This window comes from Ruegeria sp. BHSB056 (assembly GCF_059613305.1).
In genome coordinates this window covers 39,078-59,705 of the sequence record NZ_JBXWSG010000004.1, presented here as the reverse complement: position 1 = coordinate 59,705, position 20,628 = coordinate 39,078, and the positions used below count along the sequence as shown (strand labels likewise).

The following is a 20,628-nucleotide window of genomic DNA, read 5'->3' as shown; positions in this document are numbered from 1 at the left end:
AAATCATGTTTGAATCAAGCCTGATGCGCTGTTGTCCGGCATTTACAAGACAAGTGTTACCGCCGACCAACCTGACGGCAAATCAGGATTACCGGCAGCAGGCCGACCGCCAGAATGACCAGCGACGGCACGGCTGCGCCTTCAAGTCTCTCATCCGAGGCAAGCCTGTACGCCTGTACGGCTAGTGTGTCGAAGTTGAACGGGCGCATGATCAAGGTGGCGGGCAATTCCTTCATCACATCAACAAAGACGATCAACAGCGCGGTCAGCAGCGACGGTGTCAGAATGGGAAGGTGAACGCGCCGCAATGTTCCCAACGGTGTTTGCCCCAGCGAGCGGGCCGCGGCATCCATATTGGCATGAACCGTGCTTTGCCCCCCCTCATAGGCGCTGAGCGCGGCGGCAAGGAATCGCACCATGTAAGCGGCGACCAGCAACCAAATCGAACCTGTCACCAACAACCCAGTCGATACATCGAAGGTCTGCCGCATCCAGGCATCCAACGCGTTGTCAAAGCTGGCGAAAGGTACAATCAAGCCGACTGCAATGACGCCACCGGGCACGGCATATCCCAGCCGCGCCATATAGGCCGTCGCAGACGACGCGCGCCCGGGTCTCAGGCGTTGAAAGAACCCGACACAGATCGCCGCAAAGACAGTGACAACCGCAGCCGTTCCGGCGAGGATCAGCGAGTTCTGGATGAAACCGATATAGCGCCGCGACAGCAGGTTCTGTTCCGATTCCAAACCCATCTCGACCAGTATGATAACGGGCAGCAGAAACCCGAAAATAACGGGTATCGTACATAACAGGAATGCTGCGGCGGCGCGAAGACCGGTCAAATGTTCCGCCGGTTGGGCAGCATGTTTCTTTCCGGCCTGATAGTATTTTGCCTTGCCGCGTTGGGTGCGCTCGGCCACAGCCATGATCAGCGCAAAGACAAGCAGGCACCAGGCCAGCTGCGCCGCCGCTGCTCGGTCGGCCATGGAAAACCAGCTGGTGTAAATCCCGGTCGCAAAGGTCTGCACACCGAAATAAGACACGGTTCCGAAATCGGCGATGGTCTCCATGATCGCCAGAAGCACACCACCGGCAATTGCCGGGCGCGCCATCGGCAGCGAGACGCGCCGAAACGCCAGCCATGGATTGTTGCCCAGCGCCCGCGCCGCCAGAAACGCCGAAGCACTTTGTTGCAGGAACGCAGCCCGTGCCAGCAGGTAGACATAAGGGTACAGCACCAGAATCAGCATCACCGCAGCGCCCCCGGTCGAGCGGATTTCAGGGAACCAGTAGTCGCGCGGCCCCCAACCCGTTACATCCCGCAAAGTGCTTTGAACGATACCCGGATGATCCAGAATAAAGGTGTATGCATAGGCAAGCACGTATGCCGGAAAGGCCAAGGGCAAGACCAGCGCGATCTCAAGGATCCTGACGCCGGGAAAGCGGGTCATCGTCACCAACCAGGCAGCGCCCGTGCCGATACTGAACGTACCCGCCGCGACCAGCACCACAAGGATCAGGGTCGTCACGGTATAGCTGGGCAACACCGTGCCCATCAGGTGCGAGATCGTATCTGTCCCGCCAGTCACCGCTGCCAGAACCACGGCCACCATGGGCAAAAGGCACGCGGCGGCGACAAGATAGGCGACAGCGGCCAACAGCCGTGTGCCGCGTACACCGCGATTGCGTGATCCGTTTTCTGAATAGTCGATCTGGGTCATCATCCCGGCTTTTGATTGGCAAAGGCTTAGGGTCTGCCTTTAATCGACCAAAATGCTCGGAAACACCAGTGCGTCGGTCAACAAATCTGCGGCACAAACTGCCGCAGACCTGTTATTCACCACTATTCGTAGACGCGCTGATCCTCGATCACCAACCCGTCTTTGGGCAGCGAGCCGGGGGCGACGACTTCGATTGCGCCCTTCAGTTTCAGCACTTCGGCCACAGATCTGGCATATGCCGTATCATCCCCGCCTGTGCTTTCGATCTGGACAGTCATCGAATCCATCTCGCCCTGACGGGTGGCGATGACTCGAGCCTTGACGATCTCTTCATGCTTGTCGACCAAAGCGGCAACCTGTTCCGGACGCACGAACATACCTTTGATCTTGGTCGTCTGATCTGCACGCCCCATCCAACCTTTGATCCGGGTGTTCGTGCGACCGCAGGGGGAAATCCCCGGCATCACGGCGGACAGGTCGCCCGTCGCAAAGCGGATCAGCGGGTAATCTGGGTTGAGAGAGGTCACCACGACCTCACCCACCTCACCCGCTGCCACCGGAGTTCCGGTTCCAGGTGTCACAATCTCGACAATCACGTGCTCGTCGATGATCATCCCGTCTATCGCGGCGCTTTCATAAGCGATATTGCCCAGATCCGCCGTCGCGTAACATTGCAGGCACGAGATACCCCGGTCGGCATATTCCTGTCGCAAAGACGGGAACAAAGCGCCTCCGCCAACGGCGGCTTTCGAGAAATGCAGTGAAACGCCCATCTCGTCGGCTTTGTCCAGAATGACCTTCAGGTAATCCGGCGTACCTGCATAGGCCGTACAGCCAACGTCACGGGCAGCAGTCACCTGCAACTCGGTTTGTCCGGTTCCTGCGGGCAGAACAGCCGCGCCAACAGCCCGTGCGCCATTTTCAAAGATCATACCGGCCGGGGTCAGATGATACCCAAAACAGTTCTGGACGATGTCCCCTGCGCCAACACCCGCGGCATTCAGGAAACGGCCCATGCGCCACCAGTCGTGATCAGTGCTGCCCGGCTCATAAATCGGCCCGGGCGACTGGAACACATGATGGAAATGCCGCGCGGGTTTTACCGTGAATCCGCCAAACGGGGGGCGTTTGGCCTGTGCCCGGGTCAAATCCGATTTCCGCAGAACGGGCAATGTCGGCAAATCTTCTGCAGACTTTACCTTATTAGTGTCTGATTCTGACAGATGCGACGCAAATCCAGGGGCCGACATCGCGCGCTTGATCTGTTCCACAAGTGCCCTGGCCTGATCTGAGGCGCGTTCGTCTGCCGAGCGTGTTTCGAGTGCGTCGAAATAGGTCATCGCCATATCCTCCATCCGCTCACAGCCACCTTTTGCGACGACGATAGGACCGCACATCACGAAAGCTTTTGCGGCCTTCGTCGGACATGCCCAGATAAAACTCTTTCACATCCGGGTTTTCGCGCAGGTCAGCGGCCGGGCCATCCATCACGACACGCCCGGATTCAAGAATGTAGCCGTAATGCGCAAAGCGCAGGGCGACGTTGGTGTTCTGCTCTGCTAGCAGAAATGACACGCCCTCTTTTTCGTTGAGGTCCTTCACGATACTGAAAATCTCTTCGACCAACTGCGGAGCAAGACCCATTGAAGGTTCGTCCAGCAAAATCGTCTCGGGCCGCGACATCAACGCCCGCCCCATGGCAACCATCTGCTGTTCCCCACCCGACGTATAGCCTGCCTGCGACCGGCGGCGTTCCTTGAGTCGGGGGAAATATGCGTAAACCATCTCAAGGTCCTGCTGGACCGCAGCCGCCCCGTCTTTTCTGGTATAAGCACCGGTCAGCAAGTTTTCCTCGACGGTAAGGTGCTCGAAACAATGGCGGCCTTCCATCACCTGAATGACACCCTTTTCAACCAGATCGGCCGGATCGCTTTCATGCACGTTCTGGCCGCGATACTTGATCGAACCTTTGGTGACTTCACCGCGTTCGGAATGCAGCAGGTTCGAAACGGCCTTGAGCGTGGTTGTCTTGCCCGCGCCATTGCCACCCAGCAATGCTGTGATGCCGCCCTTTGGAACACTCAGGCTGACGCCTTTCAACACGAGGATCACGTGGTTGTAGATTACCTCGATATTATTGACCTCAAGCAGGGTTTCCGCCTGCACGTCAGTGGTTTGTGCCGCATCCAGCATCAGCGCGTTTCCTCATGCCTGCCCGTTCCGGGGCTGTTCGTGAGGAGCGGCAGGTAACCCGCCGCTCCGGTTGTCTGAACGCCAAGGATCACATCCGTGGCGCAACATGCCTTACTCGCAACGTGGCGAGATGCTGTTTTCGGTTGCGTAGGCACCGGAATCTTCTTCGATCAACGCGCCGATAACTTCGGCATCTGTCGGTTTGAAGTCCTGTACGGGGTTCCAGGCGCCAGTCGCCGCATCCCACTGAACAACACCGACAAGACCGGGGCCGCCGTGGTTTTCGCAAGAGACCGAGAATTCAGGGCCGAACCCGGACATACCAAGCGCTTCCATCTTGGCGTTGGTCATTTCCAGTGCTTCCATGCCATCGCGCATCATCGACGCGTCGATATCAGCGGTTCCGTGCATCGCCTGCGCCGTTTTCACAGCCTCGGCTGCCAGCATGGCGGCATAAAGCCCACGGTTGTACTGAACTGTACCCAGCTGATCGCCGGCACCTGCGGCCTTGCCCGAGTCAACGACGTACTTTTTCAGGTCGTCATATACAGGATAGTCCATGCCAAGGCCGGTAAAGGTCAGCGCCTTGTAACCGGTCGCTTTTTCGCCAGCAGGCTCAACGTCGAATTCCGCGCCCGACCACCAGACACCGATGAAGTTTTCCATCGGGAAACGGATGTTGGCCGCTTCCTGAACCGCAACCTGGTTCATGACGCCCCAGCCCCACATGATGACATAGTCAGGCTTTTCGCGGCGAATTTGCAGCCATTGCGACTTCTGCTCTTGGCCCGGGTGATCAACCGGCAGCAGGGACAGCTCATACCCATGCTTTTCGGCCAGAGTTTCCAATGTCCGGATCGGTTCCTTGCCATAGGCCGAGTTGTGATAGACCAGCGCAATCTTCTTACCGCTCAGGTCACCGCTATTTTCCTCCAACAGATAGTTGATCGCACCGGACGCACCATTCCAGTAGTTGGCCGGATAGTTGAACACGTGGCTGAACACTTTGCCGTTCGCAGCCGAGGTCCGGCCATACCCCATCGTGTGCAGCGGAATGCCGTCGGCGGTCACTTTGGGGATCAGCTGATAGGTGATACCGGTCGACAGCGGCTGATACACCAGCGCGCCTTCACCTTTGGTGGATTCATAGCATTCCACGCCTTTTTCGGTGTTATACCCGGTTTCGCATTCGATCACGTTTGCGGGTACACCGCCAATGCCACCGTCCCGCTCGTTCAGAAGCGTGAAATAGTCGGCGTAACCGTCCGCGAATGGAATACCACCGGCCGCATAGGGCCCGGTTCGATAGCTGAGCGACGGGAACACAAGATCCGCCATCGCAGGTCCTGCCGCCATCAGGGCGCTCAGCGCCACAGTTGCCAGTTTCTTGTTCATCGGGTGTCTCCTCCCTTGATTGATCCGATATTGAGTTCGGGCTTGATCACCCGTCTTTATGATTGGGCCAGCCCTCAGTGCGGGAACGGCCAGAGTCTGAGTTTCTCTTTCGCCACGCGCCACAACTGGGCCAGACCGTGGGGCTCGAGGATCAGGAACATGATGATCAGCGCGCCCACGATCACCAGCTGAAGATGGGCAACGATATCGGTCGGCCAACCCAGAAGATCGACGCCAACCAGTTTGAGCAGAACCGGCAGCAGCACCAGGAACGCCGCCCCGGCAAAAGACCCGAAAATCGAGCCTAACCCGCCGATAATCACCATGAACAGCACCAGAAACGACTTCTGAATGCCGAATGCTTCGCCCACCTCGACCGCGCCAAGATAGACGGCAAAGAACAAGGCCCCTGCGATGCCCACAAAGAACGAGCTGACAGCGAAAGCGCTGATCTTGGCCTTCAACGGGTTCACCCCGATGATTTCCGCGGCGATATCCATGTCGCGGATCGCCATCCATGTCCGCCCGGTCGTGCCGCGGGTCAGGTTGCGCGCAATAATCGCGCTGGCGGTCAGGAAGATCAGACAGAACAGGTAGGTCGCCCAAGCCGGGGCGTTCGGGCCCGAGATGATAATGCCGAACACGTCACGTTCTGGCGCGTTGATCTGACCCGAGGCCGAGTAGTTGTAGAACCACGGCACCCGGTTGAAGAGCCACACCAGAAAGAACTGTGCCGCAAGCGTCGCCACCGCCAGATAGAACCCCTTGATCCGCAGGGAAGGCAGGCCAAACAAAACGCCTACAATCGCGGTGATACCACCGGCCAGCAGGACATGAATGAACATGCTGACGTCTGGAAATGCGGTCATCAACTTGTAGCAGGCATAAGCACCCACCGCCATGAAACCGCCTGTACCAAGGCTGACCTGCCCGCAATAGCCCACAAGTATGTTCAATCCGATCGCCGCGATGGCATAGATCAGAAAGGGCAGCAGCAGGGCGTTTGCCCAATAGTCGTTGATGATGAACGGAATGATCCCGAACGCCACCGCCAGAACGACATAGTACCGATACCGGTCGAACTTGATCGGGAAAGTCTGGCTGTCATCCACGTAGGAGGTTTTGAAATCTCCGGCCTCACGATAGAACATCTGTTACTTTCCCCATTCTTCCTGCGCCCGGTTCCGGGTCGCGGCGTCCAGCTGGCTGGACCCTTTGGCATATCCGCTCGCCTCAGAGGCGCGCACGAGTTTCAGGTAGGCCAGAACACCCATGATCAGACCGGCAAAGGCCAGGATCGCGGCAATCGTAAGCTGACTGTCTGTCAGGTCATTCGAGGTCAGCGCGATATATCCAAAGGCCCAGAACCCCGCCCATGCGACCACGTTGATGATGGCGATCAGTTTGGTCATGCCGGGGCACCTCTGGTTCTAACGTTCAGCCAATGAACCACTCCGGCCAAGGCTGCGTAGAAGAACAATGAATCCATCGCCCGCAAATATCCTGCGTAAACAAGCATCCTCATCTGCCATTCCGTATTGCCTGTCATTGCAATACTTGAACCTGCCAGGTTGATCTCAAAGCACTCAACCAGCGAACGGGTCAGCCCATAAATCAGCAAGGCAATCGGCAGGGCTTTGAAAAGGGGGTTCAGGTTATCCATCTATACCCTCTCAATGATCTTCTCCCCAAACAGACCCTGCGGTCGGAACACCAGAAAGATCAGCGCCAGCACATAGGCGAACCAGTTTTCGGTCGCGCCGCCGACCAGCGGGCCAATCGAGAATTCGAACAACTTCTCGCCTACTCCGATGATCAGACCGCCGACGATGGCACCGGGGATCGATGTGAACCCGCCCAGCATCAACACCGGCAGCGCCTTGAGCGCGATCAGCGACAGCGAGAACTGTACGCCCGATTTGGTGCCCCACATGATCCCCGCGACCAGCGCCACGAACCCGGCCACCGACCAGACCATGACCCAGATGAAGTTGAGCGAGATCCCGACCGAAAGTGCCGCCTGATGGTCATCCGCCACCGCGCGCATGGCCCGGCCCTGCTTTGTGTACTGGCTGAAGGCCACCAGTGCCGCCACCAGAAGCGCCGCAATCACGGTTGCCACGATGTCGAGGTTGTCGATGAAGAAGCCATAGCCGAAGATGTTAAAGGTGACCTCGTCGATCCACAGGTTGATGCCCTGCGGCAGACCCACATCCAGCGTCTTGATCTCGGAGCCCCACATCAGGTCGGCCACGCCTTCTAGGAAATAGGCCAGACCGATCGTGGCCATGAACAGGATGATCGGCTCCTGCCCAACCAGATGCCGCATGACAAAGCGCTGCACACACCAGGCCAGCAGAACCATCACGCCCATTGTCAGGATGATCGCCAGCAGGGCGGGGATGTTCCAGCCGAAGTTATAGACATGAGTGCCGAAGGTCGCGTTGATCAAATGCGCGAAAGGCACCTGCCCGTTCATGATCCCGACCAGCGTCATCGCCGCAAACAGGGCCATAACCCCTTGCGCATAATTGAAAATCCCGGATGCCTTGTAGATAAGCACAAAGCCCAGCGCGACCAGCGCATAAAGCACCCCGGCCATCAGACCGTTAAGGATGACCTCCGTGGCAAAGATTAACTGCTCAGGCATATGTGCCTCCCCGGATATCTGCTTTGGTCTCAGTCATGGCTGACCCCCAGATAGGCGTCGATGACTTCCTGATTGTTGCGCACCTCGTCGGGTGTACCGTCACCAATCTTCTTGCCGTAATCCATCACGACCACGCGGTCGCTCAGGTCCATCACCACGCCCATATCGTGTTCGATCAGGGCGATGGTGGTGCCGAATTCGTCATTCACGTCGAGGATAAAGCGGCTCATGTCCTCTTTCTCTTCGACATTCATGCCCGCCATCGGTTCATCCAGCAGCAAGAGCTTTGGCTCTGCTGCCAGTGCGCGAGCCAGTTCGACGCGTTTTTTCAGGCCATAAGGCAGGCGCGCAACGGGTGTCTTGCGGATGTGTTGGATTTCAAGGAAATCGATGATCTTCTCGACCGCCTCACGGTTTTCAACCTCTTCCGCCTCGGCCTTTCCCTTCCACCACGCCTGCTGGAGGATGTTGGTCTGCATGAAGTTCAAGCGCCCGGTCATGACGTTGTCCAAAACACTCATCCCCTCGAACAGGGCGATGTTCTGGAACGTCCGCGCGATTCCCTGCTGCGCCACCTCAAAGGGGCGCATGGGCGGGCGTTTTGATCCGTGGAACCAGACCTCGCCCTCCTGCGGGACATAGAACCCCGAGATAACGTTCAGCATCGACGATTTCCCGGCCCCGTTCGGCCCGATGATGGCGCGAATCTCACCCTCGCGAATATCGAACGAGATATCCTTGATCGCCACGACGCCGCCAAAGCGCAGGGTGATGTTCTTCATTTCCATCACCACGCCGCCGATCTTGCGACCGTCTTCGGTGACATATCCTTCGGCGTTATCCAGCATCAGTCACTCCCTGACTTGCGCATAAACGGGATGGCGGGCGGGGTGATGGCCGCAGGTCGCGCGGTGCTATGGCGGCCCTCATTCCGCTGCCACCTTGTGCTGCGCAACCGGTACAACCGGCGCATCCACGATTTTCAGCGTCGCGCTGATCGCTCCCTTGCGCCCATCTTCATAGGTCACTTCGGTCTTGGTCGACACGCTTTCGGACCCGTCATAAAGCGCCGCAATGATGTCGTGGAACTTCTCTTCGACAAACCCGCGCCGCACTTTCCGGGTGCGCGTCATCTCACCATCATCAGCGTCCAGTTCCTTGTGCAGAACGACAAAGCGATGCACCTGGCAACCGGACAGCATTTCATCAGCTGCTACCGATTTGTTGACCTCTTCCACATGCGCCTTGATCGTCTCTAACACACGCGGATGGCCTGCCAGTTCCTGATAGGAGGCATAGGCCACGTTGTTGCGTTCCGCCCAATTGCCGACCGCTGTCAGGTCAATATTGATAAAGGCCACGCAGCGATCCTTGCCGTTTCCGAACAGAACGACCTCGAGAATATCGGGATAGAATTTCAGCTTGTTCTCGACATATTTCGGCGCAAACATGGACCCGTCGGCCATTTTGCCCACGTCCTTGGCGCGGTCGATGATCCGCAGATGGCCGCTGCTTTCCTCGATGAACCCGGCATCACCCGTTGCCACCCAGCCTTCGGCATCTTTGGTCGATGCCGTGGAATCCGGGTTGTTGTAATATTCGACAAACACGCCGGGTGAGCGGTAATGGATCTCGCCCTTGTCGTCGATCCTGATCTCGACATCCGGCGCGGGCACTCCAACCGTGTCGGCCCGAACCTCGCCATCCGGCTGCACGGTAATGAACACGGTTGCTTCGGTCTGGCCATAAAGCTGTTTCAGGTTGATGCCCAAAGATCGATAGAAATCAAAGATTTCCGGTCCGATAGCTTCACCCGCGGTATAGCCAACCCGGAACCGGCCATAGCCCAGCGTATCCTTGAGCGGCCCGTAGACCAGCAGGTTACCCAGCGCGTATTTCATCCGGTCGCCAAAGCCGACGGGTTTGCCATCCAGCAACTTGCCACCCACCTTTTTGGCATGCGCCATGAAGTGATGGAACATGCGCTGCTTCAGCTTGCTCGCATCCTCCATCCGGATCATTACATTGGTCAGCTGGCTTTCAAACACGCGTGGTGGGGCGAAGAAATAGGTCGGCCCGATTTCGCGCAGGTCGGTCATCATCGTGTCGGCGCTTTCCGGGCAGTTTACGCAGAACCCGCACCAATAGGCCTGACCGATGGAAAAGATGAAATCCCCGACCCATGCCATTGGAAGGTAGGAAAGGATATCTTCATCTCGGGTCAAATGGTCGAAGATCGCTGAATTCTTGGCGCTTTCGATCACGTTGCGGTTCGACAGAACCACCCCCTTGGGCTTGCCCGTTGTGCCCGAGGTATAAAGCATGACGCAGGTGTCGTTATAGGTGATCTCAGAGATGCGCTTGTCCAGCTCTGCATCAAACCGCTGATGTCCTGCCTGACCTTCGGCCATGAGGTCTTCCAGCGCGTTCATCTGGCTGTGGTCGTATTTCCGCATCCCCCGCTTGTCGGTATAGAGGATGTGCTTGATCTGGTGCACTTTTTCCTGAATTTCGATGACCTTGTCGACCTGTTCCTGATCACCGCAGACGACATATTTCGCGCCGCAATGTTCCATCACATAGGTCATCTCTTCGGCGACTGCGTCCTGATACAGAGGCACCGGAATTGCACCGACCATCTGTGCCGCGACCATGGTCCAGTAATGCGCTGGCCGGTTGCGTCCGATCACGGCAATGTGGTCACCGCGCTCAACGCCAATTTCAAGAAATCCAAGGGCGAGCGCGCGAATTTCCTTGGCCGCTTCAGCCCAGGTCCAGCATTGCCAGATCCCAAATTCTTTTTCCCGATAGGCCGGGGCATCCCCGAACTGGGTCGCGTTGCGGTGTAGAAGCGCCGGAAGGGAGTGCAACCCTTCGGCGCCCGACTGCGTCTGAGCCAATCTTATTCTCCTCCCCATCCGGCCTCCTCAAAGCCGGAAATGGCGGATCCGGGAAAGCCCCCGGATGCCAGTGCCCCGATTTGGGACACCCGCACGATCAGCGTCAACTTTTTCCTGATGTTTTCTCAATTCTTACGAATTGTAACAGGTGCAGAGGGGTGATGTTACGTTTTGTACAAGATGTACAAATGCAGACTGTCACGAGGAACCCGATAGTCCCAAGCTATTGCCATACCAAACAGGTCCCGTGTTCAACAGGGATGGCGTACCGGCAAACAGAATACGACCTTCGGCAGGTTGGCGCGGTTACTGATACTTAGCTTTTAGTGCTGCTTTTTTAAAACGACCAACAGATGTTGAGCGCAACGTGTACAGCAACCCTAAAAGTTTCGTGTTCAAGGGCATTGTCTTATCGCGGTAAACTAGACTTGCCTCATAGGGCTTGTTGGCGTCGCAAAGTTCAATGATTTCACCTGCGGCCAAAAGCATCTCTTCCATCAGAGCTTCGGCGGCTTCCGCCTTGCTTGCCTCATCCTCTGAAATTGATTTGTCTCTTTGGGACTTTCGGCGGAAATCCACAATGGCAGCGGGCACGTATTCAGTGACCCGATTTCTGAAGCGCGTCATGTCAGAGCCATTGGCCTGAGTGCCATCCGATTTGGTGTAGGAGTTGTAATCACCGTATAGGGCCAGGATCGTACTTGTCTGGTGAAACAAAAGATCCTGCCGCGCAAAATCGAGTTCGACGTAGCGGTCAATTCGGGCCTGTTCTTCGGTCATGACCGTTATCGAAGCCTTCGCATCATCTGCTTTGGCACTATGAACCGCTGAAATAAGAAAAGCCAAAATCAAAACAATCCTGGGCACCCAAAGCTTTCCAACTCGACTTGCAATCATAACGAGGTACTCCTTCACCAATGAGAAAGCACTCGAACACTACCACAAATCGGCAAATAAATCCGCCAAGCTGAAATCCGGGCCGTTTGCGCCCGACGCCCCTTGAGCCCTTACAACCAATCCCGAAGAATCGGGATCAGGGGCACATCCGCTGCGGGCATGGGGTAATTGCGCAGGTCATTTGCGCGGACCCATTTCAGCGCCTGCCCCTCTTTCGACTGTGGGATACCCTGCCATTTGCGGCAGGCGAACAGCGGCATGAGCAGGTGGAAATCATCATAGCTGTGGCTGGCGAAGGTCAGGGGGGCAAGGCACGAGGCCCAAGTGTCGATGCCCAGCTCCTCGTGCAATTCGCGGATCAAGGCGGCCTCGGGGGTTTCGCCGGGTTCGATCTTGCCGCCGGGAAATTCCCAAAGACCGGCCATGGATTTACCCTCGGGGCGTTGGGCCAACAGCACCCGGCCCTCGATGTCGATCAGGGCGACTGCAGAGACCAGCACGGTTTTCACGAGCGGTAATCCGCGTTGATCTCGATATATCCGTGGGTCAGATCGCAGGTCCAGACGGTGGATTTGCCCGCGCCCAGACCCAGATCAACGGCGATGACCAGATCCTGACCTTTCATATATGCGGCGGCTGCGTCTTCGCTGTAATCGGGGCTGACCCAGCCTTTTTCGGCCACAAGGATGTCGCCGAACGAAATGCTCAGCAGGTCGCGATCCGCCGCGGCACCGGATTTACCGATGGCCATGACGATACGACCCCAGTTCGGGTCTTCGCCCGCGATGGCGGTTTTGACCAGCGGAGAGTTGGCGATGGCAAGGCCATGGATCTTGGCGTCAGCGTCTGTTGCGGCCCCTGTCACGCGGATTTCGACGAATTTCGTGGCACCTTCGCCATCGCGCACCACTTGCTGGGCCAGATCCAGCATCACAGCCTCCAGCGCCTCGGCGAAGGCCGCATTGCCGGTGGCGTCCACACCCGAAGCGCCGGTGGCGCACAGCAGCAGGCTGTCCGAGGTGGATGTATCGCTGTCCACGGTGATGCAGTTGAACGTCCGGTCTGTCTGCGCCCCCAGCATCGCCTGCAACGCCGATTGTTCGACCTGCGCGTCGGTGAAGATATAGACCAGCATGGTCGCCATATCTGGCGCAATCATGCCGGACCCCTTGGCAATCCCCGCAATAGAGACTGTTTTGCCATCAATTTCGACCTGCGCCACGGCCCCTTTCGGGAAGGTGTCGGTGGTCATGATCGCGCGTGCGGCGTCTTCGATCGCGTGACGGCTGAGATCCGCCTTCAGCGTTTCAAGCTTGGCAATGATGCGGTCATGCGCCAGCGGCTCACCGATGACGCCGGTTGAGGAGGTAAAGACCCGCTCGACCGGAACACCTGTCGCCTTCGAGATGGCCTGCGTCACCTCGGCCACCGAGGTCTGACCATAATGCCCGGTAAAGGCATTGGCATTACCCGAATTCACCAGGATCGCCGCCGGGCCATCGCTGGGCCCGCCGATCTTGTCCTGACAATCCAGAACCGGCGCTGCACGCGTGGCTGAACGGGTAAAGACCCCGGCCACAGATGTGCCCGGGTCCAGCACGGCCAGCATGACATCGGTGCGGCCCTGATATCGCACGCCCGCCGCGACGGTGGCGAACCGCACACCGTCAATTGCAGGCAAATCAGGGAAGGACGCTGGCGCCAGCGGCGACACCTTGGTGATCTTGGCCACGGGGATTACTCCTGAATCAGGTCCAGCTGGCGCAGGACTTCGGGTCCGGCACCTTCCAAAGCGGGGCGGTCGATCTGTGCCTGCTGTGTCAGTTCATCGATGCGCGCCTGAATGGCGTCCTGCTGAACGGTCTGTGCAAGCTCTTCGCGCACGGCATCCAGCGCGGGCGCTTCGGTTTTGCGCTTGTCGTTCAACTTGACCACATGCCAGCCAAACTGCGTCTGAACAGGGTCGGACACCTGCCCTTTTTCAAGCGCGACCACGGCTGTTTCGAATTCCGGTACCATCTGGCCCTTGCCGAACCAGCCCAGCGCGCCGCCATTGGGGCCGGACGGACCGGTGGAATGCGCGCGCGCGAGCTCGGCGAAATCGGCGCCGTCATCAAGCTGCGCCTTGAGGTCGTTGGCCTGTTCTTCGGTCTCGACCAGAATGTGGCTGGCATCGAATTCGTCTTCACCCGCGAAATCGTTGTACTGCGCGTCGTAGGCTGCCTGAATGGCCTCGTCCGTGACAACGCTATCGGTCAGGGCTGTGACGGTCTGAACCGCCAGAAGGGAGCGTTCTTCATTTTTCAGCCGCAGCGTGTTCAGTTTGTTCAGCCCATCCTGCTGTTGCCCCAGCAGTTGCTGCTGGATCAGCTGTTCCAGCACGAAGTCGAACAATACGTCATCTTCGGCCTGCTGGTATTGCGGCGGCAGGGCGGCAACGGTTGCGATCACGTGACCCAAAGTGATCTCATCCCCGTTCACACGCGCCACCACGGTGGATGCATCCGGCTGGGTTTCGGCGGCCAGCGGCAGGGCCATCATGGCGGTCAGAGCCAGCGATGGCAGAAAAGTGAGGCCTTTGGGCATTGAATCATCCTATTTCCTTGCCGCGGCAGGGCGCAGCGTTGACACTCTGGAACCTGCCGCTTACATCGCTTTGAAGCCTTGGACAGGGCCGCCTTTCACCCCACGTATCTATGGGTTGCGCGCAAGGTGGGCAAGCCTGTCAAAAACCAAGACAAGAACAGATCCGCTGGAGTGAACATGCTGGGACTCGGAACGCTCGCCAAAAAGGTGTTCGGAACACCGAACGACCGCAAGATCAAGGCGACCCGCCCCCTGATCGAGAAGATCAACGCGCTGGAACCCGAGTTCGAGAAAATGTCCGATCAGGGCCTGATCGACAAGACAGAAGACCTGCGCAAACGCGCGCTGGATGGTGAAAGCCTTGACGATCTGCTGCCCGAAGCCTTTGCCAACGTGCGCGAAGGTGCCCGCCGCGCACTGGGGCTGCGCGCCTTTGACGTGCAGCTGATGGGCGGTGTTTTCCTGCATCAGGGCAACATCTCGGAAATGAAGACGGGTGAGGGCAAGACACTGGTCGCGACCCTACCGGCGTATCTGAACGCGCTGACCGGCAAGGGCGTGCATGTGGTCACGGTGAACGAATACCTGGCCAAGCGCGACGCGGAATGGATGGGCAAGGTGTTTGCTGCCGTGGGCATGACCACCGGCGTGATCTGGTCGGGCCAGCCTGACGCGGAAAAACTGGCCGCCTATTCCTGCGACATCACCTATGCCACCAACAACGAGCTGGGTTTTGACTATCTGCGCGACAACATGAAGGCCGATCTGGAACAGGTTTACCAGAAACACCACAATTTCGCGATTGTAGACGAGGTCGATTCGATCCTGATCGACGAGGCGCGGACGCCGCTGATCATCTCGGGCCCGGCACAGGACCGCTCGGACCTGTATACCGCCATCGATGCGCTGATCCCGAGTCTGACCGACGAACACTACACGTTGGACGAAAAGGCCCGCAACGTGACCTTCACGGATGAGGGCAACGAGTTTCTGGAGCAGCAGCTGTTGGCTGCCGGCCTGATTCCTGAAGGCCATTCGCTGTATGACCCGGAAAGCACGACCGTTGTGCATCACGTGAATCAGGGTCTGCGCGCGCACAAGCTGTTCCAGCGCGACAAGGATTACATCGTGCGCGACGGCAATGTCGTTCTGATCGACGAATTCACGGGCCGCATGATGCCGGGCCGCCGCCTGTCCGAGGGTCTGCATCAGGCCATCGAAGCCAAGGAAAACGTGCAGATTCAGCCTGAGAACGTGACGCTGGCCAGTGTGACCTTCCAGAACTATTTCCGCCTTTACGACAAGCTGGGCGGCATGACCGGGACCGCCCTGACCGAAGCCGAGGAATTTGCCGAGATTTACGGCCTGGGCGTGGTTGAGGTTCCGACCAACAAGCCGATTGCCCGTGTGGACGAGGATGATCAGGTCTATCGCACCGCCATGGAAAAATATGGCGCGATGATCGAAGAGACCAAGAAAGCCCAGGAAAAGGGCCAGCCGGTTCTGCTGGGGACCACGTCGATCGAGAAATCGGAACTGCTGAGCCAGATGCTGACCAAGGAAGGCATCGCCCATAACGTTCTGAACGCCCGCCAGCACGAGCAGGAGGCGCAGATCGTCGCCGATGCGGGCCGTCTGGGCGCGGTGACCATCGCCACCAACATGGCCGGTCGCGGCACCGACATTCAGCTGGGTGGCAATGTCGAGATGAAGGTGCTGCAAGCGATGGCGGACAAGCCCGAGGCCGATCCGTCAGAGCTGCGCGCAGCTGAAGAGGCGCGCCACGCAGAAGAAAAAGAAAAGGTTCTGGCCGCAGGTGGCCTTTATGTGATGGCGTCTGAACGCCACGAAAGCCGCCGCATCGACAACCAGCTGCGCGGCCGTTCGGGCCGTCAGGGCGATCCGGGTCGTACCGTGTTCTACCTGAGCCTTGAAGACGACCTGATGCGCATCTTTGGCTCGGAAAGGTTGGACAAGGTGCTGACCACGCTGGGCATGAAAGAAGGCGAGGCGATCATTCACCCGTGGGTGAACAAGTCGCTGGAACGCGCGCAGTCCAAGGTCGAGGGCCGCAACTTTGACATGCGCAAGAACGTTCTGAAATTCGACGATGTTATGAACGATCAGCGCAAGGTGATCTTTAGCCAGCGTCGCGAGATCATGTCGGCCAATGACCTGTCCGAGATCGTCTCGGATATGCGCGAGCAGGTGATTGACGATCTGATTGACGAATACATGCCACCGAAATCCTATGCGGAACAGTGGGATACCGACGGTCTGCATGCGGCGATCAAGGACAAGCTGACCATCGATGCACCGGTTCAGGACTGGGCTGCCGAAGAAGGTGTGGATGACGAGCAGGTGCGCGAGCGCCTGGTCAAGGCCGCAGATGAGATGATGGCCCAGAAGGCGGTTGCCTTTGGTCCCGAAAACATGCGCAACATCGAAAAGCAGGTTCTGTTGCAGACCATCGACAGCAAATGGCGCGAGCATCTGCTGACGTTGGAGCACCTGCGCTCGGTCGTGGGTTTCCGCGGCTATGCCCAGCGCGATCCGCTGAACGAATACAAAAACGAAAGCTTCCAGCTGTTCGAATCCATGCTGGACGGTTTGCGGGAAACCGTGACACAGCAATTGTCGCGCGTGCGTCCACTGACCGAAGAAGAGCAAAAGGAAATGCTGGCGCAGATGGCGGCGCAACAAGCACAGGCACAGCAGGCCGTGGACAAGGCCGCGAGTCAGGCCGAGGCCAAGGCCGAAGCTGCGGCGTCAGGCGATGCGCTGCCGGGGTTTGACGAGAGTGATCCGTCAACCTGGGGTAACCCGTCGCGAAACGACCCGTGCCCCTGCGGATCCGGCAAGAAGTTCAAACACTGCCACGGCAGATTGACCTAACGTTAACACCCTCTGATCACAATGAGTCCGTCTCGCGGCCACAAATTGGCCGCGATTCGTGGCAAGAGTGCAAGCTGCTCCTTCAACTGGGGAGGGTGTCTTGTTTGTAGTTCGCAACTACGTAACCATGTGCGGAACGGTCGCTTGTGCCTTGGGCATAGGCTATCTGATGCAGAACGGACCAGCTGCGCAGCAGAACCGCGCGCAGGACGGTATTGATGTGGCCTCTGTTGCCGATCAGTCTTCGATTCTGTCGGGGCTAGACAGTATTGTGCTGACATCAGCCACCGCGTCAGATGCCGATCCGGTCAATGTGACACCGGCACCCCGCGCTGTACCCACTGCCCCCAAGACATCGAACTGCCGGATCAGCGCGCACGCAAAAGCAGCGCCCGGTGCCTTGGCGCACCTGTCGCTGAAAGCGCCGTGCCACAAGAATGAGCGGATAGAAATTCACCATAGCGGCCTGACTGTTAGCCAGATGACGGATGCCAGCGGCGCGCTGGACATGGCGATCCCAGCCCTTTCGGAATACGCGATCTTCCTGTTTTCCTTCGAAGATGAAACAGGCACCGTCGCCACCACTCACGTTCCCGAAATCGCCGGTTTTGATCGTGTTGTCTTGCAATGGCAGGGGGAAACCGAGTTGCAGATTCACGCGCTGGAATTTGGTGCCAGCTATGGCGCGGATGGCCATGTCTGGGATGACGCATCTGCAGAAGGCGCCGGAGAGGTTGTGCGTCTGGGCCAGTCCGGTTCCGGTATGACGCAGAATATCGAAGTGTATTCTTTCCCGGCCAGTACATCGGAACAGTCGGGCACGATTGACCTGACTGTCGAGGCCGAAGTGACCGATGCAAATTGCGGCCACACGCTGAACGTGCAGTCGCTGGAGTTGTTGTCGGACCGCCGCCTGCGGTCGCGCGACATGTCAGTGACCCTGCCGGATTGTTCGCGCGCGGGCGAGTTTCTGGTGTTGAATAATCTGCTCTCAGACCTGACAATCGCGGCAAAGTAATCCGCAGGCAGGCTTGAACCTCTTATGACATTTTTCCGTGTGGCGGTGGCTGCGCTGTTTTCCGTGACGGTGGCGACCGGTGCTTTTGGGCAGGACATCACATTGACCTCGCATGATGGAAAGGTCGAAGTGACCGGCAATCTGCTGAGCTTTGACGGTGAGTTCTATCGCGTCGATACGCAATTCGGGACGTTGACCGTGGATGGTTCGGGCGTCACGTGCGAGGGGCCCGCCTGCCCCAACCTGATCGATTTCGTCGCCGAAGTGCAGTTTTCCGGATCATCGGTGATGGCTGAAACGGTGCTGCCCGCCCTGATCATCGGATTTGCCCGTCAGGAAGACCTGACCGCGACCCCCGCCCGCGTGGATGAGGGCACCTTTGTTTACGAGCTGCATCAGGCGGGCCGGTCGGCCCCGCTGGCACGGTTTTTCTTTGACGTGGGCACCACGGATCGCGGGTTCAGTGATCTGATCGCAGACCGGGCGGATATCGTGATGGCTCTGCGCGAGATGCGCGAGGCCGAGCGGGAGGCTGCCGAAGCTGCGGGGTTGGGCGATCTGAAACGCACGCGGCGGTCGCGGGTCATTGCACTGGATGCCATGGTCCCGGTCGTGGCCCCCGACAGCGTGATGCGGCAGATTTCTCTGGCAGATATGGCTCGTATTCTGTCCGGAGAGATCAGCAACTGGGCGCAGCTGGGTGGGCCGGATGCCCCTATTGCACTGCATGTGCCAGAGGCCGGGTCGGGTCTGGCGCAGGCGGTCGAGGATCAGATTCTGAAAACCGCCGGTGTGGACCTGACCGATACGGCGATCCGCCACAATCGCATACATGACCTGACCGCGGCCGTGGCAAAGGATCCGTTTTCCATCGGGGTCGCCAGCAAGGCATCGGCCCATGGCACCCGCGCTTTGCCGTTGACCGGCGGGTGCGGGCATCCGCTGGCCGCGACCCGCCAGTCGATCAAGACCGAAGATTACCCGCTGAATATGCCCATGTTCCTGTATCTGCCGGAACGTCGCCTGCCCCGGATTGCGCGGCAGTTTCTGGCCTATAGCCAAAGCCCCGAGGCGCAGATGGCCATACGTGACGCAGGATATGTGGATCAATCGGCTGAAACCCTGCCGGTTGGCGTGCAGGGGGACCGGCTTGCCAATGCGGTCGTCACCGGCGGAGCTGAGGTCGGACTGGAGGAGTTGCAACGCATGATCGAGACCTTGCGCCCCCTGTCGCGTCTGTCCCTGTCGGTCCGGTTCGAGCCCGGATCGTCCCGTCCGGACGCGCAGTCACGCGCCAATATTCAGCAACTGGCGCAAATGCTGGACGCGGGTACGTTGCAGGCACGCAAGGTGGTGTTTGCAGGCTTCAGCGATGGGGACGGGGGTGCCGTTTCAAATGCCCGCATCGCCCTGAGGCGCGCGCAAACCGTGCGGAACGCGGTTATCGCCGCGCTTGAAGCCCCGATCCCTGACAGTATCGCGGTTACCGCCGAAGGGTTTGGCGAGGCGATGCCCATGGCCTGCGACGACACCGAATGGGGCCGCAAGGTCAACCGGCGGGTCGAGATTTGGGTGCAGTAGCCGCTAGAGATACCCTTCGGAACGAAAGCTGAGCTCGGTCGATCTGCCGATGATCAGGTGGTCATGCAGGGTCAGCCCCAGGGCGGAACAGGCATCCTGAATGCGGTTGGTCATATCAATATCCGACTGTGACGGGGTCGGATCACCGGATGGGTGATTATGCACCAGGATCAGGGCCGAGGCATTCAGTTCCAGCGCCCGTTTGGCCACTTCGCGCGGATAGACCGGCACGTGATCCACGGTGCCTTTGGCCTGTTCCTCATCCGCGATCAGGACGTTCTTGCGATCCAGATAGAAAACGCGAAATTGCTCGGTCTCGCGATGCGCCATTGTTGTATGGCAATAATCCAGAAGCGCGTCCCAGCTGGATATCACATGCCGCTGCATCACCCGCGCCCGTGCCATCCGATGCGCGCAGGCTTCGAGGATTTTCAGATCGGTGATGACCGTGTCACCAACGCCCTTGATCTGACGCAGCCGTTCTTCGGGCGCGGTCAACACGCGGTTGAAATCGCCAAAGGCATTCATCAATGCCCGCGCCAATGGTTTCACATCTTGCCGCGGGATGGACCGGAACAAAACCAGCTCCAGCAACTCATAATCCGGGATCGCTGCGGACCCGCCCGCCATGAACCGTTCGCGCAGCCGCTTGCGATGGTCTTTGATGTAGGAGGGTAACCGACCATTCGGCAGCGGCTGCGCTGGCGCTTCGTCCGTATCAAACAGCATGGGGGCTTCGGCAAAGGCGTCCTGTGTCATGCGTTTACCCTGTCGCAGAATCACTTTCCGAAA

Annotated in this window: 18 protein-coding genes; 3 read left to right on the top strand and 15 right to left on the bottom strand. The window is 58.5% G+C overall.

Translation table 11 applies throughout. The annotated features are described in order from the left end of the window. Window positions 1-56: 56 nt before the first annotated feature. The 14 genes from AC2FND_RS02155 to AC2FND_RS02090 all read right to left on the bottom strand — a co-directional run bounded on the left by AC2FND_RS02155 (window position 57) and on the right by AC2FND_RS02090 (window position 14,342). Window positions 57-1,721: an ABC transporter permease gene (locus AC2FND_RS02155; RefSeq protein WP_496767632.1), complete on the bottom strand. Its 1,665-nt coding sequence runs from the start codon at window positions 1,719-1,721 to the stop codon at window positions 57-59. Window positions 1,722-1,843: 122 nt separating this feature from the next. Continuing rightward, complete coding sequence (locus AC2FND_RS02150; protein WP_496767670.1) at window positions 1,844-3,061, bottom strand: phenylacetate--CoA ligase family protein; 1,218 nt, start codon at window positions 3,059-3,061, stop codon at window positions 1,844-1,846. A gap of 19 nt (window positions 3,062-3,080) precedes the next feature. Continuing rightward, the gene (locus AC2FND_RS02145) at window positions 3,081-3,914 is read right to left on the bottom strand and encodes an ABC transporter ATP-binding protein (RefSeq protein WP_209598951.1); all 834 of its coding nucleotides are present in this window, start codon (window positions 3,912-3,914) and stop codon (window positions 3,081-3,083) included. A gap of 111 nt (window positions 3,915-4,025) precedes the next feature. After that, the gene (locus AC2FND_RS02140; RefSeq protein WP_209506941.1) at window positions 4,026-5,309 is read right to left on the bottom strand and encodes an ABC transporter substrate-binding protein; all 1,284 of its coding nucleotides are present in this window, start codon (window positions 5,307-5,309) and stop codon (window positions 4,026-4,028) included. A gap of 74 nt (window positions 5,310-5,383) precedes the next feature. Further along, entirely contained in the window at window positions 5,384-6,460 is a 1,077-nt protein-coding gene (locus AC2FND_RS02135) for a branched-chain amino acid ABC transporter permease (RefSeq protein WP_209598953.1), read from the bottom strand. A 3-nt stretch (window positions 6,461-6,463) separates the two neighbouring features. Further along, window positions 6,464-6,721, bottom strand: a complete 258-nt coding sequence (locus AC2FND_RS02130; protein WP_496767630.1) for a hypothetical protein — start codon at window positions 6,719-6,721, stop codon at window positions 6,464-6,466. Next, the gene (locus tag AC2FND_RS02125) at window positions 6,718-6,972 is read right to left on the bottom strand and encodes a hypothetical protein (RefSeq protein ID WP_496767629.1); all 255 of its coding nucleotides are present in this window, start codon (window positions 6,970-6,972) and stop codon (window positions 6,718-6,720) included. Before AC2FND_RS02125 ends, AC2FND_RS02130 begins: the two co-directional genes overlap by 4 nt. Next, window positions 6,973-7,959 carry a branched-chain amino acid ABC transporter permease gene (locus AC2FND_RS02120; protein ID WP_209506938.1) on the bottom strand — a complete coding sequence of 329 codons (987 nt, stop codon included), beginning with the start codon at window positions 7,957-7,959 and terminating at the stop codon, window positions 6,973-6,975. It lies immediately after the preceding gene. A 29-nt stretch (window positions 7,960-7,988) separates the two neighbouring features. Continuing rightward, window positions 7,989-8,807 (bottom strand): ABC transporter ATP-binding protein, encoded by an 819-nt coding sequence (locus AC2FND_RS02115; RefSeq protein WP_209506937.1) that lies wholly within the window; start codon window positions 8,805-8,807, stop codon window positions 7,989-7,991. 78 nt (window positions 8,808-8,885) lie between these two features. Beyond that, window positions 8,886-10,877: an AMP-binding protein gene (locus AC2FND_RS02110; RefSeq protein WP_496767627.1), complete on the bottom strand. Its 1,992-nt coding sequence runs from the start codon at window positions 10,875-10,877 to the stop codon at window positions 8,886-8,888. A gap of 288 nt (window positions 10,878-11,165) precedes the next feature. After that, window positions 11,166-11,756, bottom strand: coding sequence for a hypothetical protein (locus AC2FND_RS02105; RefSeq protein ID WP_496767625.1), 591 nt, complete (start codon window positions 11,754-11,756; stop codon window positions 11,166-11,168). Window positions 11,757-11,866: 110 nt separating this feature from the next. Continuing rightward, window positions 11,867-12,265: an 8-oxo-dGTP diphosphatase MutT gene (gene mutT, locus AC2FND_RS02100; protein ID WP_267363933.1), complete on the bottom strand. Its 399-nt coding sequence runs from the start codon at window positions 12,263-12,265 to the stop codon at window positions 11,867-11,869. Next, complete coding sequence (gene argJ, locus AC2FND_RS02095; RefSeq protein ID WP_496767624.1) at window positions 12,262-13,488, bottom strand: bifunctional glutamate N-acetyltransferase/amino-acid acetyltransferase ArgJ; 1,227 nt, start codon at window positions 13,486-13,488, stop codon at window positions 12,262-12,264. Before argJ ends, mutT begins: the two co-directional genes overlap by 4 nt. Window positions 13,489-13,493: 5 nt before the next feature. Next, complete coding sequence (locus AC2FND_RS02090; protein WP_480909886.1) at window positions 13,494-14,342, bottom strand: peptidylprolyl isomerase; 849 nt, start codon at window positions 14,340-14,342, stop codon at window positions 13,494-13,496. Window positions 14,343-14,519: 177 nt separating this feature from the next. Here AC2FND_RS02090 and secA point away from each other — a divergent pair, with 177 nt between their 5' ends. The 3 genes from secA (at window position 14,520) to AC2FND_RS02075 (ending at window position 19,836) form a co-directional block, all read left to right on the top strand. Continuing rightward, the gene (gene secA / locus AC2FND_RS02085) at window positions 14,520-17,237 is read left to right on the top strand and encodes a preprotein translocase subunit SecA (protein ID WP_496767622.1); all 2,718 of its coding nucleotides are present in this window, start codon (window positions 14,520-14,522) and stop codon (window positions 17,235-17,237) included. Window positions 17,238-17,337: 100 nt separating this feature from the next. Further along, window positions 17,338-18,255 (top strand): hypothetical protein, encoded by a 918-nt coding sequence (locus AC2FND_RS02080; protein ID WP_496767620.1) that lies wholly within the window; start codon window positions 17,338-17,340, stop codon window positions 18,253-18,255. Between the two features lie 24 nt (window positions 18,256-18,279). Further along, the gene (locus AC2FND_RS02075) at window positions 18,280-19,836 is read left to right on the top strand and encodes a phosphate ABC transporter substrate-binding/OmpA family protein (RefSeq protein ID WP_496767618.1); all 1,557 of its coding nucleotides are present in this window, start codon (window positions 18,280-18,282) and stop codon (window positions 19,834-19,836) included. 3 nt (window positions 19,837-19,839) lie between these two features. Here the strand turns inward: AC2FND_RS02075 and radC are convergent, their stop codons facing one another. Next, window positions 19,840-20,595, bottom strand: coding sequence for a RadC family protein (gene radC / locus AC2FND_RS02070; protein WP_496767616.1), 756 nt, complete (start codon window positions 20,593-20,595; stop codon window positions 19,840-19,842). Window positions 20,596-20,628 lie beyond the last annotated feature (33 nt).

Bases quoted from the DNA above. Each gene is read 5' to 3' on its own strand.
- AC2FND_RS02155 (WP_496767632.1), bottom strand. From the start codon at position 1,721: ATGACCCAGATCGACTATTCAGAAAACGGATCACGCAATCGCGGTGTA.
- AC2FND_RS02150 (WP_496767670.1), bottom strand. From the start codon at position 3,061: ATGACCTATTTCGACGCACTCGAAACACGCTCGGCAGACGAACGCGCC.
- AC2FND_RS02145 (WP_209598951.1), bottom strand. From the start codon at position 3,914: ATGCTGGATGCGGCACAAACCACTGACGTGCAGGCGGAAACCCTGCTT.
- AC2FND_RS02140 (WP_209506941.1), bottom strand. From the start codon at position 5,309: ATGAACAAGAAACTGGCAACTGTGGCGCTGAGCGCCCTGATGGCGGCA.
- AC2FND_RS02135 (WP_209598953.1), bottom strand. From the start codon at position 6,460: ATGTTCTATCGTGAGGCCGGAGATTTCAAAACCTCCTACGTGGATGAC.
- AC2FND_RS02130 (WP_496767630.1), bottom strand. From the start codon at position 6,721: ATGACCAAACTGATCGCCATCATCAACGTGGTCGCATGGGCGGGGTTC.
- AC2FND_RS02125 (WP_496767629.1), bottom strand. From the start codon at position 6,972: ATGGATAACCTGAACCCCCTTTTCAAAGCCCTGCCGATTGCCTTGCTG.
- AC2FND_RS02120 (WP_209506938.1), bottom strand. From the start codon at position 7,959: ATGCCTGAGCAGTTAATCTTTGCCACGGAGGTCATCCTTAACGGTCTG.
- AC2FND_RS02115 (WP_209506937.1), bottom strand. From the start codon at position 8,807: ATGCTGGATAACGCCGAAGGATATGTCACCGAAGACGGTCGCAAGATC.
- AC2FND_RS02110 (WP_496767627.1), bottom strand. From the start codon at position 10,877: ATGGGGAGGAGAATAAGATTGGCTCAGACGCAGTCGGGCGCCGAAGGG.
- AC2FND_RS02105 (WP_496767625.1), bottom strand. From the start codon at position 11,756: ATGATTGCAAGTCGAGTTGGAAAGCTTTGGGTGCCCAGGATTGTTTTG.
- AC2FND_RS02090 (WP_480909886.1), bottom strand. From the start codon at position 14,342: ATGCCCAAAGGCCTCACTTTTCTGCCATCGCTGGCTCTGACCGCCATG.
- secA (WP_496767622.1), top strand. From the start codon at position 14,520: ATGCTGGGACTCGGAACGCTCGCCAAAAAGGTGTTCGGAACACCGAAC.
- AC2FND_RS02075 (WP_496767618.1), top strand. From the start codon at position 18,280: ATGACATTTTTCCGTGTGGCGGTGGCTGCGCTGTTTTCCGTGACGGTG.
- radC (WP_496767616.1), bottom strand. From the start codon at position 20,595: ATGACACAGGACGCCTTTGCCGAAGCCCCCATGCTGTTTGATACGGAC.